At 72.2% G+C, this 15,444-nt stretch carries 14 protein-coding genes; 7 read left to right on the top strand and 7 right to left on the bottom strand.

All coding sequences use genetic code 11. From position 1 onward, the window contains the following. Positions 1-287 precede the first annotated feature (287 nt). The 5 genes from GA0070623_RS23515 to GA0070623_RS23535 all read right to left on the bottom strand — a co-directional run bounded on the left by GA0070623_RS23515 (position 288) and on the right by GA0070623_RS23535 (position 7,737). Positions 288-467, bottom strand: coding sequence for a DUF6104 family protein (locus GA0070623_RS23515; protein WP_088645992.1), 180 nt, complete (start codon positions 465-467; stop codon positions 288-290). Between the two features lie 599 nt (positions 468-1,066). Beyond that, positions 1,067-4,837, bottom strand: coding sequence for a multifunctional oxoglutarate decarboxylase/oxoglutarate dehydrogenase thiamine pyrophosphate-binding subunit/dihydrolipoyllysine-residue succinyltransferase subunit (locus GA0070623_RS23520; RefSeq protein ID WP_067312681.1), 3,771 nt, complete (start codon positions 4,835-4,837; stop codon positions 1,067-1,069). Between the two features lie 330 nt (positions 4,838-5,167). Further along, positions 5,168-5,992 carry an ABC transporter permease gene (locus GA0070623_RS23525; RefSeq protein ID WP_067312679.1) on the bottom strand — a complete coding sequence of 275 codons (825 nt, stop codon included), beginning with the start codon at positions 5,990-5,992 and terminating at the stop codon, positions 5,168-5,170. Beyond that, a complete protein-coding gene (locus tag GA0070623_RS23530; RefSeq protein ID WP_067312677.1) occupies positions 5,989-6,921 on the bottom strand; it encodes an ABC transporter ATP-binding protein in 933 nt (310 codons plus the stop codon). The genes GA0070623_RS23525 and GA0070623_RS23530 overlap by 4 nt, the downstream gene beginning before the upstream one ends. A gap of 150 nt (positions 6,922-7,071) precedes the next feature. Beyond that, the gene (locus GA0070623_RS23535) at positions 7,072-7,737 is read right to left on the bottom strand and encodes a PaaI family thioesterase (protein WP_067312675.1); all 666 of its coding nucleotides are present in this window, start codon (positions 7,735-7,737) and stop codon (positions 7,072-7,074) included. A gap of 167 nt (positions 7,738-7,904) precedes the next feature. Between GA0070623_RS23535 and GA0070623_RS23540 the strand changes: the two genes are divergently transcribed. Both GA0070623_RS23540 and GA0070623_RS23545 read left to right on the top strand, forming a co-directional pair. After that, positions 7,905-8,684, top strand: a complete 780-nt coding sequence (locus GA0070623_RS23540) for a GNAT family N-acetyltransferase (RefSeq protein WP_067312673.1) — start codon at positions 7,905-7,907, stop codon at positions 8,682-8,684. Beyond that, complete coding sequence (locus GA0070623_RS23545) at positions 8,681-9,607, top strand: lysophospholipid acyltransferase family protein (protein WP_067312671.1); 927 nt, start codon at positions 8,681-8,683, stop codon at positions 9,605-9,607. Before GA0070623_RS23540 ends, GA0070623_RS23545 begins: the two co-directional genes overlap by 4 nt. A 283-nt stretch (positions 9,608-9,890) precedes the next feature. Here the strand turns inward: GA0070623_RS23545 and GA0070623_RS23550 are convergent, their stop codons facing one another. Then, positions 9,891-10,079 (bottom strand): DUF397 domain-containing protein, encoded by a 189-nt coding sequence (locus GA0070623_RS23550; protein WP_067312669.1) that lies wholly within the window; start codon positions 10,077-10,079, stop codon positions 9,891-9,893. Continuing rightward, complete coding sequence (locus GA0070623_RS23555) at positions 10,070-10,837, bottom strand: DUF5753 domain-containing protein (protein ID WP_067312667.1); 768 nt, start codon at positions 10,835-10,837, stop codon at positions 10,070-10,072. The genes GA0070623_RS23550 and GA0070623_RS23555 overlap by 10 nt, the downstream gene beginning before the upstream one ends. Positions 10,838-11,091: 254 nt before the next feature. Between GA0070623_RS23555 and GA0070623_RS23560 the strand changes: the two genes are divergently transcribed. The 5 genes from GA0070623_RS23560 to GA0070623_RS23580 all read left to right on the top strand — a co-directional run bounded on the left by GA0070623_RS23560 (position 11,092) and on the right by GA0070623_RS23580 (position 15,443). Further along, on the top strand, positions 11,092-11,439 hold the full coding sequence (locus GA0070623_RS23560) for a flavin reductase (protein ID WP_231932530.1): 348 nt from the start codon (positions 11,092-11,094) through the stop codon (positions 11,437-11,439). 165 nt (positions 11,440-11,604) lie between these two features. Continuing rightward, positions 11,605-12,435 (top strand): DUF4097 family beta strand repeat-containing protein, encoded by an 831-nt coding sequence (locus GA0070623_RS23565; RefSeq protein WP_067312665.1) that lies wholly within the window; start codon positions 11,605-11,607, stop codon positions 12,433-12,435. After that, positions 12,432-13,070, top strand: a complete 639-nt coding sequence (locus GA0070623_RS23570; protein ID WP_067312663.1) for a PadR family transcriptional regulator — start codon at positions 12,432-12,434, stop codon at positions 13,068-13,070. Before GA0070623_RS23565 ends, GA0070623_RS23570 begins: the two co-directional genes overlap by 4 nt. Before the next feature lie 121 nt (positions 13,071-13,191). Continuing rightward, a complete protein-coding gene (locus GA0070623_RS23575; protein ID WP_067312683.1) occupies positions 13,192-13,893 on the top strand; it encodes a response regulator transcription factor in 702 nt (233 codons plus the stop codon). Beyond that, positions 13,890-15,443, top strand: coding sequence for a sensor histidine kinase (locus GA0070623_RS23580; protein ID WP_067312661.1), 1,554 nt, complete (start codon positions 13,890-13,892; stop codon positions 15,441-15,443). Before GA0070623_RS23575 ends, GA0070623_RS23580 begins: the two co-directional genes overlap by 4 nt. Position 15,444 lies beyond the last annotated feature (1 nt).

The following is a 15,444-nucleotide window of genomic DNA, read 5'->3' on the forward strand; positions in this document are numbered from 1 at the left end:
CCGTCGGGGGGTTTCCGTGGGCGGTCCCGGCCGCTGGGTAGGCCGTGGGCGGTCCCGGCCGGCGGTACGCCCGACGGTACGCCGTGGGCGGTCCCGGCCGACGGTACGCGGTGGGCGGTGCCGGGCCGTGGGCGGTACCGGGCGGTGGGTACGCCGTGGGCGGTCCCGGCCGACGGTACGCGGTGGGCGGTGCCGGGCCGTGGGCGGTACCGGGCGGTGGGTAGGCCGTGGGCGGTGCTGGGCGGTAGGCCGTGGGCGGTCCCGGCCGACGGTACGCCCGGCCGGGATCAGTCCTCGTCGAGGTCGTCGAGGCGGGCCAGCCAGGTGGCGAAACGCTCGACCGGCGTCTCGAACTCGGGGTTGAGGTCGACGAAGTCGCGCAGCCGCTCGCCGAGCCACTCCAGGGTGACCTGCTCGTCACCCCGCCGCTGCACCAGTTCCTCGATCCCACGATCGGTGAAGTACATCGTGCCTCCTCACTGCTGAGTTCCGGGCCTCGGGCCAACCCGGAAATGGACATGATCCCTCCCGCTCGGGATTGCTTCGCCACCCGGGTGGCGAAGCAATCCCGAGCGGTCACCCTGCACCACCCGCCACGTCCACCGCGCAGCGGGTTCGGCCCTTTCGGGGAGAGTTGTTGTCGCTGGGGCGACAACAACTCTCCCCGAAACTGTGGTCCGTGCCGACCGCCCCACGGGGGAGCCTCGCCCGGTGCGGTGCGGTGCGGTGCGGTGCGGTGCGGTGCGGTGCGGCAGTGCGGCGGTGTGCCGGTGCGGGGTGGTGCGGTGCGGGGTGGTGCGGTGCGGCGGTGCAGGGCAGGACAGGGCGGTGTGGGGCGGTGCGGCAGTGCGGCGGTGTGCCGGTGCGGTGCGGCGGTGCAGGGTGGTGCGGTGCGGGGTGGTGCGGTGCGGCGGTGCAGGGCAGGACAGGGCGGTGTGGGGCGGTGCGGCCAGGGCGGGGTGGTGCGGGCAGGGCGGTGCGGCCAGGCCAGGGTGGGGCGGCACGGGACGGCCCGCGCCCCCGGGGAGGGGCGCGGGCCGGGTGGATCGAGTCGGGACGGTCGCGGTCAGGGGCGGGGGAGGGCGGCGTCGATCAGCGCGGTCTGCTCCACCTCGTGCATCTTGGCCGAGCCGACCGCCGGGGCGGCGGCGGCGGGCCGGGAGATGCGGCGCAGCCGGACGTCGGCCAGGTGCTCCAGCAGGTTGAGCGCGACGAAGCTCCACGCCCCCTGGTTGGCCGGCTCCTCCTGCACCCAGGCGAAGTCCTCCGCGTTGGGGTACGCCGCCAGCGCGGCCCGGATCTCCTGCACCGGCAGCGGGTAGAGCTGTTCGAGCCGGACGATCGCGGTGTCGGTGACCCCCCGCTCCTGCCGAGCCTGGAAGAGGTCGTAGTAGACCTTGCCGGAGCAGAGCAGCACCCGCTTGACCTGCTCGGGCGCGGGCGCGGCGGTGTCGGCGAGCACCGGGGCGAAGGTGCCGGTGGTGAAGTCCTCCACCGGGCTGACGCAGAGCTTGTGCCGCAGCAGCGACTTCGGCGTGAAGACCACCAGTGGCTTGCGCTTCGGCGACAGGGCCTGGCGACGCAGCAGGTGGAAGTAGTTGGCCGGGGTGGTCGGGATGGCCACCCGCATGTTGTCCTCGGCGCACATCTGGAGGAACCGCTCGGGGCGGCCGGAGGTGTGGTCCGGACCCTGTCCCTCGTGGCCGTGCGGCAGCAGCAGGGTGACCGCGGAGCGCTGGCCCCACTTCACCTCGCCGGACGAGATGAACTCGTCGATCACCGACTGGGCGCCGTTGACGAAGTCGCCGAACTGGGCCTCCCAGCAGACCAGCGCGTTGACGTTCTCCACCGAGTAGCCGTACTCGAAGCCCATCGCGGCGTACTCGCTGAGCAGCGAGTCGTGCACGAAGAACCGGGACCGCTCGCCGTCGGCGGTGAGCGACTTGAGCGGGAGGTGGTCCTCGCCGGTCTTCGCGTCGACGATCGAGGCGTGCCGCTGGACGAAGGTGCCCCGGCGGGAGTCCTGACCGGCGAGCCGGACGGTGATCCCGTCGTGCAGCAGCGAGCCGAACGCGATGATCTCGCCGTACCCCCAGTCGATGTTGCCCTCGACGGACATCTTGGCCCGCCGGTCGAGCAACTGCTGGATCCGCTTGTGCGGGGTGAAGCCCTCGGGCAGGTTGACGTGCGCCTCGCCGATCGCCTTGACCACGGCGGCGTCGGTGGCGGTCTCCACCTGCGGCTCCGGCTGGTCCTCGCGGCTCGGCCGGCTCACCTGGCGGGGGGTGGTGGCGGCGTCCCGGGTGGCTTTGAAGACCCGCTCCAGCTGCGCCTGGTAGTCGCGGAGCAGCTCCTCGGCGTCCTCGACGGTGATGTCGCCCCGGCCGATCAGCTCCTCGGTGTAGAGCTTGCGGACCGAACGCTTCGAGTCAATGATCTTGTACATCTGGGGGTTGGACATCGACGGGTCGTCGCCCTCGTTGTGCCCGCGCCGGCGGTAGCAGACCATGTCGATCACGACGTCCTTGTTGAACGCCTGCCGGTACTCGAAGGCCAGCCGGGCGACCCGCACGACGGTCTCCGGGTCGTCGCCGTTGACGTGGAAGATCGGTGCCTGGATCATCCGGGCCACGTCGGTGCTGTAGAGGCTGGACCGGCTGTACTCGGGCGCGGTGGTGAAACCGACCTGGTTGTTGACCACCACGTGAACGGTGCCGCCGGTGCGGTAGCCGCGCAGCTGGGAGAGGTTGAGCGTCTCGGCGACCACGCCCTGGCCGGCGAAGGCGGCGTCACCGTGCACCGCCAGCGGCAGCACGGTGTAGCCCTCCAGCTTGAGGTCGATCCGGTCCTGCTTGGCCCGGACGATCCCCTCCAGCACCGGGTCCACCGCCTCCAGGTGCGACGGGTTCGCCACCACCGAGACCTTGACCGAGTGGTCGCCGCCCGGGGTGGTGAACTTGCCGTTCTGGCCGAGGTGGTACTTCACGTCGCCGGAACCCTGGGTGGAGCGCGGGTCGAGGTGGCCCTCGAACTCCGAGAAGATCTTCTCGTACGGCTTGCCGACGATGTTGGCCAGCACGTTGAGCCGGCCCCGGTGGGCCATGCCGATGACGACCTCGTCCAGCCCGTCCTCGGCGGACGCCTCCAGCACCTCGCCGAGCAGCGGGATCAGCGACTCGCCGCCCTCCAGCGAGAACCGCTTCTGGCCGACGTACTTGGTCTGCAGGAAGGTCTCGAAGGCCTCGGCGGCGTTGAGTCGGTTGAGCACGTGCTTCTGCTCGTCGGCGGCCGGCTTCTCGTAGCGGCGCTCGATCCGCTCCTGGATCCAGCGGCGCTCCTCCGGGTCCTGGATGTGCATGTACTCGATGCCGAGCCGCCGGCAGTACGAGTCGCGCAGCACGCCGAGGATCTCGCGCAGCTTCATCCGCTGCTTGCCGGCGAAGCCGTTGACCGGGAAGGTGCGGTCCAGGTCCCACAGGGTCAGCCCGTGCTGGAGGACGTCCAGGTCGGGGTGCTTGCGGATGGCGAACTCCAGCGGGTCGGTGTCGGCCATCAGGTGGCCCCGGACCCGGTAGGCGTGGATCAGCTCGTGCACCCGCGCGGTCTTGTTGATCTGGCCCTCGGAGTCGACGGCCACGTCCCGTACCCAGCGCACCGGCTCGTACGGGATGCGCAACGAGGTGAAGATCTGGTCGTAGAAGCCGCGCTCGCCGAGCATCAGCTCGTGCATGACCTTGAGGAACTCGCCGGACTGCGCGCCCTGGATGATCCGGTGGTCGTAGGTGCTGGTCAGTGTGATGATCTTGCTGACCGCCAGCTCGGCCAGGGTCGCCTCGCTCATCCCCTGGTACGGCGCGGGGTACTCCATCGCGCCGACCCCGATGATCGCGCTCTGCCCCTGCATCAGCCGGGGGATGGAGTGGACCGTGCCGATGCCGCCCGGGTTGGTCAGCGAGATCGTCGTGCCGGCGTAGTCCTCCATGGTCAGCTCGTTACGGCGGGCCCGCCGGACCACGTCCTCGTACGCCTGCCAGAACTGCCGGAAGTCCATCTGCTCGCAGCCCTTGATGGACGGCACCACCAGGTTGCGGGTGCCGTCGGGCTTGGTCAGGTCGATGGCGATGCCCAGGTTGACGTGCTCCGGGCGGACCATCGCCGGCTTGCCGTCGACCTCGGCGAAGGAGTTGTTCAGCTCCGGGTGCTCCACCACGGCCCGGATCAGCGCGTACCCGATCAGGTGGGTGAAGCTGACCTTGCCGCCGCGCCCCCGGGCGAGGTGGTTGTTGATCACGATGCGGTTGTCGACCAGCAGCTTGGCCGGGACGGCGCGCACGCTGGTGGCGGTCGGGACCGAGAGCGAGGCGTCCATGTTCTGCACGATCCGGGCGGCGACCCCCCGCAGCGGCGTGGTGCCGGCGGCGCTGGCCGTCGGGGCCTTCGCCGCAGGCTTGGCCGGGGCGGGCTTGGCGGTCGTGGCCGGCTTCGCGGTCGCGGCGGGCTTCGCGCTGGTGGCCGGCTTGGCCGGGGCGGCCTTCGTGGTCGTGGTCGCCTTCGTGGTCGCGGTCGGCTTGGCGCCGGCCGCCGGTGCGGCCGGCTGCTCCGGGGCGGCGGCCGGCTGCTGCGGCTCGGCCGGCTCCGGTGTGGCGGCCGGCGTGCCCCTACCCTCGGCCGGGCGCGGGGTCGTGGTGCCGGGGCGGTAGTCGGCGAAGAAGTCGTGCCAGGCCGAGTCGACGCTCGATGGGTCGGCGAGGTAGCGCTGGTACATCTCCTCGACGATCCACTCGTTCGGGCCGAAACCCGCCAGTGGGTTCTCCTGCGAAGTCTGCTGGGTCGACACGGCCGGTAATCGCCTCTTTCACGCGGGTTTGTGTGTCACGCGGTGTCCGCCGTCGTCCGGAAGTGCGCGTGGGCGGGGGACGGCTCCCAGGCTACGCCGTGAGATTACGGTAGGCATTTCCACCTCCATGGGGTGGCCGGATTCACAGAAGATGCCAGAAGTCAATCACCTCTTCGTGTCCTGTCGACTCCGGGGCGGAGCGGGGTCCGGGATGCCGGACCGGCGCCGGGTCGGCCGGCGGCACCCCGGACACCCGCGGCACCCCGGACAGCGGCCGGCCCGGCGCGACAGTCGTCACGCCGGGCCGGCACGGTCCGCGGGCGGGTCGGGTCAGGAGATGTCCCGCCGCCGCATGGTGAGCGTGCCGATCGCGCCGGCCACCACCGCGTACCCGATCAGGACCACCGCACCCGCCCAGCGCGGCGGGTTGCCCGGGATCTCGGTCCCGCTGACCATCAGCGACGACGCCAGCGACGGCACCAGCACCTGGAGGTCGTTGATCCAGTCGCCCCACCGGGCGGCCAGGATGCTGATCGCGATGGCCGCGCCGACCGCGCCGCCCAGGTAGAGCAGGATGCCGGTGACGGTGGCGCCGATCTGGCTGCGGATCAGCACCCCGATCCCGACGCCGAGCACCGACCAGAGCAGGTAGGCCAGGCCGTTGAGCGCGGTGGCCCGCCAGACCGCGCCGCTGCCGAGCTGGGATCCCAGGTCGACGCTGTTCATCACCAGGGCACCGAAGGGCAGGTTGAACAGGGTGGTGACCAGCCAGAACAGCACGGCCAGAATGGCCGCGGCGGCCAGCTTGGCCAGCATCACCGCGGTGCGGTGCGGCACGGTGAGGAAAGTGGTGGTGACCGTCTGGTGGAAGAACTCGCTGGTCACCACGATGATGCCGAGCAGCATCACGATCATCAGACCGAAGAACTGCCCGTTGGTGTAGACGTTGGCGGCGAGGCTGTCCACCGACTGCGCGGCCTGGATCTGGTCGGCCTGGTCGGCCGGCACGTCACCGAAGTTGTTGCTGGCCAGCGCGTCGGTCTGCAACCAGTTGATCAGGGCGGTCAGCGCCCACAACGGCAGCGTGATCAGCCCGAAGATCCACCAGGTGCTGGTGGTACGGATCTTCAGCAGCTCGGATCGGACCAGGTTCATCGGATGCCCGCCTTCCCGGCCGTCAGCTCCAGGAAGACCCGTTCCAGGTCGGGCCGTTCCGGGGTCAGTTCGTGCAGCTCGACCTTCGCGGCCAGCGCGGCCCGGCCGATCGCCGGGGCCTCCAGCCCGCTGACCAGCAGCACGCCGTGCTCGTCGGTCTCCACCGTCGCGGACTGCTCGCGCAGCGCCACGGCCAACTCCTCGGCCTGCGGAGTGCGTACCCGCACCCGGCCGCCCTGCGCCATCGAGCCGAGCACCTGCTCCACCGGCCCCTGCCGGATCAGCTTGCCGGCCGCGATGATCACCACGTCGTCGGCGAGGAGCTGCATCTCGGAGAGCAGGTGGCTGGAGACCAGCACCGTGCGCCCCTCGTGGGCCAGCCCCTTGAGGAAGCCCCGCATCCAGCGGATGCCCTCCGGGTCGAGACCGTTGGCCGGCTCGTCGAGGATCAGCACCCGGGGGTCACCGAGCATCGCGGCGGCGATACCGAGCCGCTGCTTCATGCCCAGCGAGTAGCCCTTGAACTTGCGCTTCGCCGCCGGGGTGAGCCCGACCAGGGCCAACGCCTCGTCGGCCCGGCTCCTGGGCAGACCGGCCGCCGCGCAGATCACCCGCAGGTGGTTGATGCCGGTACGGCCCTTGTGCGCGCTGGACGCCTCCAGCACCGCGCCCACGTGCCGCAGCGGGTCGGTCAGGTCGGCGTACCGCCGGCCGCCGATGGTCGCCGTCCCACCGGACGGGGTGACCAGGTTCAGCAGCATCCGCAGGGTGGTCGTCTTGCCTGCCCCGTTCGGGCCGAGGAAGCCGGTCACCCGACCGGGCTCGACCGTGAAGGACAGGTTGTCGACCGCCCGTACGTTCTTGTACTGCTTGGTCAACCCGGACACGACGATCTGGCCGGTGCTGGGGCTCCACTGCCCGTCGGACATCGTTCTCCTCCCGTGCGGCGGCGCGTCGCGCGCCGCATCCTGCGGCGCCGTTGCGGAACGCGCCGCTGCCAGCCTGGCTGGTCAGGTCAAGTTACGCCATCAGCCCCGGTCGGTAGGTCCTACTCCGCCTCAGGCAGGAGCGGGTCGTCCTCAGGGACGAGGCGTGGGCGGCAGCGCGACCCAGGTGGCGCGGGCCCGGCCGAGCAGCCGGCCGGCGTCGTCGTGGAGGCTGGTGTGCACCACCGCCAGGCGTCCCTCGGCGCTGACCACCGCCCCGGTGACCACGCACTCCTCACCCGGCCCGGGCAGCACGTCGAGGGTCACCGCGATCCGGCCCAGCACGTACGGCCGGCCGGGAGCGATCACCGCCCAGCCGCCGGGGCAGTCCAGCGCCGCCCAGACCGTCGGCGCGGTCACCCGCGGCGGTGTGCGCCACGCCGCGGCCGTCCGGCCGTCCGGCAGCCGGCCGGGGAAGATCCGCAGGCCGTCCGGGTGCTCCGGGCCGCAGACGTAACAGCCGGGGAAGGGGTGGTCGCGCAGGCCCGGGTAGCCGGCCGAGGCGGCGCGTGCGGTCGCCGGGTCGACCGGGGGGACCGGGGCGGGCGGGTCGCCGGCCGGGCGCACCTCGGCGACCAGCTGCCCGTCCGGGTCGTACACGTCGCCGTCGGTGAGGGTGAGCGGGGTGTCCAGCGGCGGCGGGCGACGCAGCGTCACCTCGACGGGCCGGTCCGGGTCGTACGCCCCGGCGAAGACTCCGGCGCTCCAGCCGCCGTTGCCCGAGCCGGGCGGCCCGTTGTACCGGGATTCGACGATCATCGCCCCTCCACTGCCTCATCGTCCGGCCCCGGGACGGCCGGACGCCCGCAGGCAGCCTCGCATGTGCCCACGCAGGTCACCGTGGGGGGCCGGTCCGCCGACCGGCGTTCACCGGATCGACACCCGTCCCCGGGCACCCGGCAACCCGGGGCACCTACACAGGTCCCATGGCTGTTCTGCATGCCGCTGGCGCACCCCTGACGACCAGTGGATACACCCTGCTGATCGCCGACGACCCGACCCAGGTCGCGGCCGCGCAACGCCTGCGCCACGAGGTGTTCGCCACCGAACTCGGCGCGACCCTGCGCCCGGGCGTCGCCGGACTCGACGCCGACGACCTCGACGTCCACTGCGACCACCTGATCGTCCGGGAGGAGCGCACCGGCGCGGTGGTCGGCACCTACCGGCTGCTGCCACCGGGCCGGACCGACCGCCGGTACGCCGCCGGTGAGTTCGACCTGACCGCGCTGGACCCGCTGCGCGACCTGCTGGTCGAGACGGGTCGCTCCTGCGTCCACCCGGACCACCGCTCCGGCGCGGTGATCAACCTGATGTGGGCCGGGCTGACCCGCTACCTGCACCTGCGCGGCTCCAACTGGCTCGGCGGCTGCGCCTCGGTGCCGGTCGACGACGGCGGCCGGGCCGCCGCCGAGGCGTGGGCGCTGGCCCGGGCCGGGCAGCTCGCGCCGCCGTTGCTGCGGGTCCGCCCGCTGCGGCCCTGGTTCGCCGAGCCGGGCGCGGCGGCTGCGGAGACCGCCGTCGGGGATTCCGCCGGTCGGGCGCGGATCCCGTCCCTGCTGCGCGGTTACCTGCGGCTGGGCGCGTGGATCGCCGGTGAGCCGGCGTACGACCCGGATTTCCGCTGCGCGGACTTCTACGTGCTCTTCTCGCTGGACCGGATGAACCCGCGCTACCTGCGGCACTTCCTGGGCGGGGCGGCGCGGTGAGCGCCGAGTTGTGGCGGCCGACCGCCGGCTGTGGCCCGGCCTGCCTGCCCGGGGTCCGGCGGGCGCAGGTGTCGCCGGCCCGCCGGGTGGCCCGGTTGCTGGGGGTGCTCGGCATGGTGCTGGTCGGGGCCGGCGTGGTCGTCCTGCTGCCGGTGCTGCCGGCGGCGGAGCGGGCGGCGGTGGTCCGGAGCTGGGCGCGGGGGACCGCCGGGGCGCTCGGGGTGCGGCTGGCGGTGCGCGGGCGGCTGCCCCGGCGACGGGCGCTGCTGGTCGCCAACCACGTCTCCTGGCTGGACATCCTCGCGGTGCTGGCGGTCGCGCCGGCCCGGCTGCTGGCCAAGCGGGAGGTCCGGCGCTGGCCGGTGCTGGGGCTGCTGGCCCGTGCCGGCGGCGCGCTCTTCGTCGACCGGTCGCGGCCCCGGGAGCTGCCGCACACGGTGGCCCGGATCGCGGCCACCCTGCGGGCCGGTCACCCGGTCGCCGTCTTCCCCGAGGGTACGACCTGGTGCGGCGTCGCGCCGTCGGCCGACTGCCGGCCGCGCCGGGGGTTCCGCCCGGCGGTCTTCCAGGCGGCGATCGACGCCGGGGCACCGGTGGTGCCGCTGCGGATCAGCTACCGCTCTGCTACCACCGGGGCGACGACCACCACCGCCGCCTTCCTCGGCGACGAGACCCTGTGGCGCTCGGTACGGCGGGTGCTGGCCGCCCGGGACCTGGTGGTCGACGTCGCGGTGACCGCCGCCCTGCACCCCGCCCCCGGCGCGGACCGCCGGTTGCTGGCCCGGACCGCCGAGTCGGCCGTGCACCTGCTCCCGCCCCGCCTGATCCCCGGCCGCCCCACCCTGGCCGTAGTCGGCCCGGTGGGCGTGCCCGGTTCGGTGTCCGCGCCGGCCGCCGGGGCGGGCCTCGGCCTGGCCGCCTGAGGGTCGGCGGGGTGCGGCGTGCCGTCGAGGCGGGTGGTGGTGATCGTCCGTCCGTAGGCGAAACGGGCCGCCAGGTGCGGGGACGACCCTGGCCACTCCGCCGCGCGGGGTGACCCTGACAGGTCTGCCTCCGAGTCAGGTATGACGCTGCGGCATGAATATGACGGACAGGAATACTCGTCCGCCGGATAGGACCCTCTGCTGAATGCGGGTCGGGTCGCCGGACGGAACACGCAAGGGACCACCCGGCAGCGTGCCGGGAGGTCCCTTCAGCGTCGGTCGGTCAGTGCCGCTTGGCGAACCCGACGAAGGACCGCCAGGTCTCCGGATCGAAGGCGAGCACCGGGCCGGACGGGTCCTTGCTGTCGCGGACAGCCACGATGCCAGCCAGGTTGTCGGCCACCTCGACGCAGTCGCCACCGTTGCTGCCACTCTTGGTGCTCTTGCGCCACTGCGCGCCGGTCAGGTCCATGCTCTTGCCGCTTCTCTCAGGAGTTCCACGGATCGCCCTCGGGGTAGAGCCTCGCTGCGAATGCGCTCCCAACGTCGTTCAAGGGTACCAAGCTGCGATGGCTGCTCAATGATCTGCGCATGTGCCTGGCTGTCTACATGCGCCACTCGTGTGCCGTCGGAGAGGTCGGCGATGGTGAAGGGTCCATTCAGCCCCGGGTACGCCGTTGTCTCGCGCGGCACGATGTGGAACTCAACGCTCGGCAGGTCGGCGCACTCACTCAGATGGGCGAGCTGGGCTGCCATGACTGATCGGTCTGTGGTGATGGGGCGATCAAGCACGGCTTGATCCACTACTGTCACGAGCAGGGGTGCGCGTTCACGGGTCAGGATCGCTTGTCGGGCCATGCGGGCGGAGACCAGGTCGTCCACCTCGGAGGGTGTCAGTGCCTCCCAGGCCAGCGTCGCTCGCGCGTACGCCTCGGTCTGGAGCAGGCCGGGTATCCAGGCGAGTTGGAAGGCGCGCAATGCGACGGCCTCGCGCTCCACGTCGACCCACCGACGGAACCACGCCGGTTCTCGCCGCTTGAGTACGTCCGGCCACAGGTGTTCCACCTCGCGTTCGAGGATCGATGCGACCTGGGCGCGGTGGCGTGTCTGCGGGATACGTCCGGGGTTCGCCCACTTGGCTGCTGTCTTCGGGTCGACGCCGATCTGAGCTGCGAGGCTATCTGCCGTCTGGCCCGTCGCCGCCATCGCCTCGACCACCGCGTGGTTCATCCGCTGCCTTCCTGAAACGTTCTGAACGTCTACAGAAGATATTGCAACGCTGTGTGATGATTCCGCAACCCTGGGCAAGGTGGGTGGAGAACGGCGCGGTCGGTGGAGGTGGAGTCCGGTGGCCGCGTACGTCGGGGCTGGTTCCACACCGTGGGGTGTCGGGGCCGGCTTCGCGGGGGGACGCTCCTCTCCCTCACGAGGAGCGTCCTCCCTTTCCTGTCGCGCGAGGAGGTCGACATGGTGGGTCCGGTGACATGGTGGAGGGCGAGCGGGGCCGGCGGGGCGTCGCCTGGCCGGGTGTCCGGGGACTGGCCTTCGTTCGGGGCCGCCGGGCCGGGGGTGTGGTGATGGTGGTCCGTCCGCCGGTTCCGCACGTGGCCATGCGTCCGTTGTGGCGGTGTCGTAACTGTGGTCGGGAGTGGCCGTGCCAGCCGGCCAAGCTCGCCTTGCTCACCGAGTACCGGGGTGACCGGATGTCGTTGCTGATCTATCTCGGAACCCTGATGCACGAGGCGACGAACCAGCTCGCCCAGCTCCATCCGGAGCATCCGCCGACCGGGATGACCGAGCGTTTCCTGTCCTGGGCCAGGGCACGGGGCTGACCGGCGCCGGCCCGCTGCGCACCCGGTCGGTGTGGTGGCCGGCGGGGTGCGCGGGTTGGACGGGTTCACGACTCACGACAGTCTTGTTCTATCGCGATGTATCGCGTTACGATTCCTCCGTGCAGTGGCGCGGCCGTCGGCCGCGACCCATCGAGGGGAGTCGCCATGACCAACTGGACGGTCGACAGACCACAGCAAATCACCATCGAGGAGCCGGTCGCCCGACTCGACGTACGACTGGTCACCGGTCGGCTCAACGTGGTCGGCACCGACGGCCCGGCCCGGGTCGACGTCACCCGGGTCAGCAGCCGGCCGGTCATCGTCGAACACCGCGACGGCGTGCTCCGGGTCGGCCACGAGCGCCACCCCCGCTGGCCCGGCTTCCTCTGGTGGCTCGGCCAGCTCGGTCGCCGGTTCCGGGCCGAGGTGTCCATCGCCGTCCCGGCCGACATCCTGGTCAACCTCAACCTGGTCGACGGCGCGCTGGTCGCCTCCGGGCTGGTCAACGACACCAACGTCAACGTCACCTCCGGGCAGATCACCCTGATGGGCCTGGCCGGGCGCACCAACGCGCGGATCGTCTCCGGCCCGGTCGAGGCGCTCGGGGTCACCGGTGACCTCACCCTGGACACGGTCTCCGGTGAGGTGACCCTCGCCGAGAGCTCGGCGGGCCGGGTGCACGCCAACACCATCTCCGGGGCGATCACCTGCGACCTGGACAACCCCCGGCGCAGCGAGATCCGGCTCAGCACCATCTCCGGGCCGATCACCGTACGGGTCCGCGAGGACAGCGACCTCGCCGTCCACCTGCACACCGCCTCCGGCCGGATCACCAGCGGCTTCCCCCAGATCTCCGGCGGGATCGGCGCCGGCCCGGTCAAGGACAGCCACGGGGTGCTCGGCGCGGGCGCGGGTAAGCTCTGGGCGTCCGCGACCTCCGGCAGCATCGCGCTGCTCGCCCGGCCGGTGGACGACGACCTGGAGGAGCTGCCGTGACCGCCGTGTTCAGTCACGGGCGGCTCCGGCTCTATCTGCTCCGGCTGCTCGACGACGGCCCCAAGCACGGTTACGAGCTGATCCGGCTGCTGGAGGAGCGCTTCCTCGGCCTCTACGTCCCCAGCGCCGGCACCATCTACCCCCGGCTGCAGCGGCTGGAGGCCGACGGCCTGGTCACCCACACCGCCGCCGGGGGCCGCAAGGTCTACGAGATCACCGGGGCGGGCCGGGCCGAGCTGCGCCAGCGCGCCGACGAGGTGAGCACCCTGGAATCCGACATCACCGCCTCGGTGGAGGATCTCTCCGCCCTGGCCGGGGAGATCCAGACCGAGGTACGCGGCTCGGTGCGCGACCTCAAACGCGAACTGCGCGAGGCCACCCGGCAGACCCGGCAGACCCGTTGGGACCGGTCGGCCCCCACCCCGCAGCCCCACCCGGCGACCCCCACCCCGCCGTCGCGCCCGGCGAGCCCCGCCGACTCCCCGCTGCTGGCGGAGTTCGACCGGCGACTGGCCGAGTTCACTGTCGAGGTCGGGTCGCTGGTCCGGGCCGGACGGCTCAGCGACACCCAGCTCCGTACCGCGATCCGGGTTCTCGACGGCGCGTTGGACGGGCTGAGCCGGCTGCTGCGCTGACGGCCACCCGTCGCGGGCACCGCCCCGGTCGCCGGCCACGACCGGGGCGCCGGACAGCTTCACAGGAATTTTGCAGGAACCGTCCAGCGCCGCCGCAGCGACGTCACGGATGATGGCCAGCATGGCCGCTACCCAAACCGAGGCGCGACTGCTCGTCGTCGAGGACGATCCCAACATCCTCGAACTGCTTTCTGCCAGCCTCCGCTTCGCGGGGTTCGACGTGGCGACCGCCACCAACGGCAGCGCGGCCCTGCACGCGGCCAAGGACCACCGCCCCGACCTGGTGGTGCTCGACGTGATGCTGCCCGACCTCGACGGCTTCGAGGTCATCCGGATGCTCCGCGAGGGCGGCACGCGTACCCCGGTGGTGTTCCTGACCGCCCGGGACGCCACCGACGACAAGATCCGTGGGCTGACCCTGGGTGGCGACGACTACGTCACCAAGCCGTTCAGCCTGGAGGAGCTGACCGCCCGGATCCGGGCGGTGCTGCGGCGTACGGCCACCGGCGAGCACGCCCCGTCCCGGCTCACCTTCGCCGACCTGGAGCTGGACGAGGAGACCCACGAGGTGCACCGGGCCGGCCAGCGGGTGCAGCTCTCGCCGACCGAGTTCAAGCTGCTGCGCTACCTGATGCTCAACGCCAACCGGGTGCTGTCCAAGGCGCAGATCCTCGACCACGTGTGGAACTACGACTTCCGGGGCGACGACAACATCGTCGAGTCCTACATCTCCTACCTGCGCCGCAAGGTGGACAACACCCAGCCCCGCCTGATCCACACCCTGCGTGGCGTCGGCTACGTCCTGCGCAAGCCGGCGGCGTGAGCCCGCTCGACGAGGCGAAGGGGCGGATCCGGAGCGTCCCGCTGCGGGTGAAGCTGGTCGCGGCGGTCCTCACCCTCGTCGCCGTCGCGCTGGTGGTGATCAGCTCGCTGACCACGTACTTCCTGCGTGAATACCTGATCGGGCAGGTCGATGGGGAGTTGCAGTCGGCCAGCGTCCAGGTCGGTCGGCAGCTGCCCAACCTGGAGGCCGGGCTGGTCAGGGCCACCCTGCCCACCGACTACGTCGTGGCGCTCGGCGACGGGGGCAGCTCCCGGTTCATCGGTTACGACCCGGCCCTCGAACCGGACGACCTGCCACCGATCCCCGCCGACGTGGCCGGTTTCCGCAGCGCGGAGGGCGAACCGTTCACGGTCCGGTCCCAGGACGGCCGGGAACGGTGGCGGATGCTCTACCGGGAACTGCCCGACGGTCGGGTGCTCGCCGTCGGGCAGCACCTCACCGACGTCGACCTGGCCGTCAAGCGGCTGATCTGGATAGACATGCTGGTCGGCGGGGCGGTGCTGATCCTGCTCGCCTCGATCGGCGCGGCCATCGTGCGGACCAGCCTGAAACCGCTGGTGGAGATCGAACGGACCGCCGCCGCGATCGCCGGTGGTGACCTGACCCGTCGGGTGCCCGACCCGGAGGAGGGGCAGGAGTGCGCCACCTCCGAGCTGGGCCGGCTCTCCCGGGCGTTGAACGCGATGCTGGCCCAGATCGAGGCCGCCTTCACCGCCCGCGCCGCCTCCGAGATGGCGGCCCGGACGGCGGAGGCCGGTGCCCGGGACGCGGCCGACGCGGCGATGGCGTCCGAGGCCCGCGCCCGGCGGTCGGAGGAGCGGATGCGGCAGTTCGTCGCGGACGCCTCGCACGAGCTGCGGACCCCGCTGACCACCATCCGGGGCTTCGCCGAGCTGTACCGGCAGGGTGCGGCCCGTGCCCCGGAGCAGACCGCCGACCTGCTGCGCCGCATCGAGGACGAGGCGTCCCGGATGGGGCTGCTGGTGGAAGACCTGCTGCTGCTCGCCCGGCTGGACCGGGAGCGTCCGCTGTCGCTCGCCCCGGTGGAGCTGCCGGTGCTCGCCTCCGACGCGGTCGAGGCGGCCCGGGTGGTCGCCCCGCAACGGCGCATCGAACTGGAGATCGCCCCGGGATCCGGCCCGCTGGTGGTGCACGCCGACGACGCCCGGCTGCGGCAGGTGATCGGCAACCTGATGACCAACGCGCTGACCCACACCCCACCGGAGGCGTCGGTGACCCTGCGGCTGCGGTCGGAGACCGGGCACCTGGCCGTGATCGAGGTGGCGGACACCGGGCCGGGGCTCGCCCCGGAGCAGGCCGAGCGGGTCTTCGAGCGGTTCTACCGGGCCGACGCGGCCCGGACCCGGCGGGCCAGCGGAATCACCAGCACCGGCCTGGGGCTGGCCATCGTCGCCGCGCTGGTCACCGCGCACCAGGGCACGGTGGAGGTGGACGAGACGCCGGGCGGCGGGGCCACCTTCCGGGTCCGGCTGCCGCTGCTGCCCGAGCCCGACGGTGACGCCGAGTGAG

The organism is Micromonospora rifamycinica, from assembly GCF_900090265.1.
Taxonomy (GTDB): domain Bacteria; phylum Actinomycetota; class Actinomycetes; order Mycobacteriales; family Micromonosporaceae; genus Micromonospora; species Micromonospora rifamycinica.

Coding starts and splice junctions, on each gene's coding strand:
- GA0070623_RS23515 (WP_088645992.1), bottom strand. CDS start 467: ATGTACTTCACCGATCGTGGGATCGAGGAACTGGTGCAGCGGCGGGGT.
- GA0070623_RS23525 (WP_067312679.1), bottom strand. CDS start 5,992: ATGAACCTGGTCCGATCCGAGCTGCTGAAGATCCGTACCACCAGCACC.
- GA0070623_RS23530 (WP_067312677.1), bottom strand. CDS start 6,921: ATGTCCGACGGGCAGTGGAGCCCCAGCACCGGCCAGATCGTCGTGTCC.
- GA0070623_RS23535 (WP_067312675.1), bottom strand. CDS start 7,737: ATGATCGTCGAATCCCGGTACAACGGGCCGCCCGGCTCGGGCAACGGC.
- GA0070623_RS23540 (WP_067312673.1), top strand. CDS start 7,905: ATGGCTGTTCTGCATGCCGCTGGCGCACCCCTGACGACCAGTGGATAC.
- GA0070623_RS23550 (WP_067312669.1), bottom strand. CDS start 10,079: ATGGACCTGACCGGCGCGCAGTGGCGCAAGAGCACCAAGAGTGGCAGC.
- GA0070623_RS23555 (WP_067312667.1), bottom strand. CDS start 10,837: ATGAACCACGCGGTGGTCGAGGCGATGGCGGCGACGGGCCAGACGGCA.
- GA0070623_RS23560 (WP_231932530.1), top strand. CDS start 11,092: ATGGTGGAGGGCGAGCGGGGCCGGCGGGGCGTCGCCTGGCCGGGTGTC.
- GA0070623_RS23565 (WP_067312665.1), top strand. CDS start 11,605: ATGACCAACTGGACGGTCGACAGACCACAGCAAATCACCATCGAGGAG.
- GA0070623_RS23575 (WP_067312683.1), top strand. CDS start 13,192: ATGGCCGCTACCCAAACCGAGGCGCGACTGCTCGTCGTCGAGGACGAT.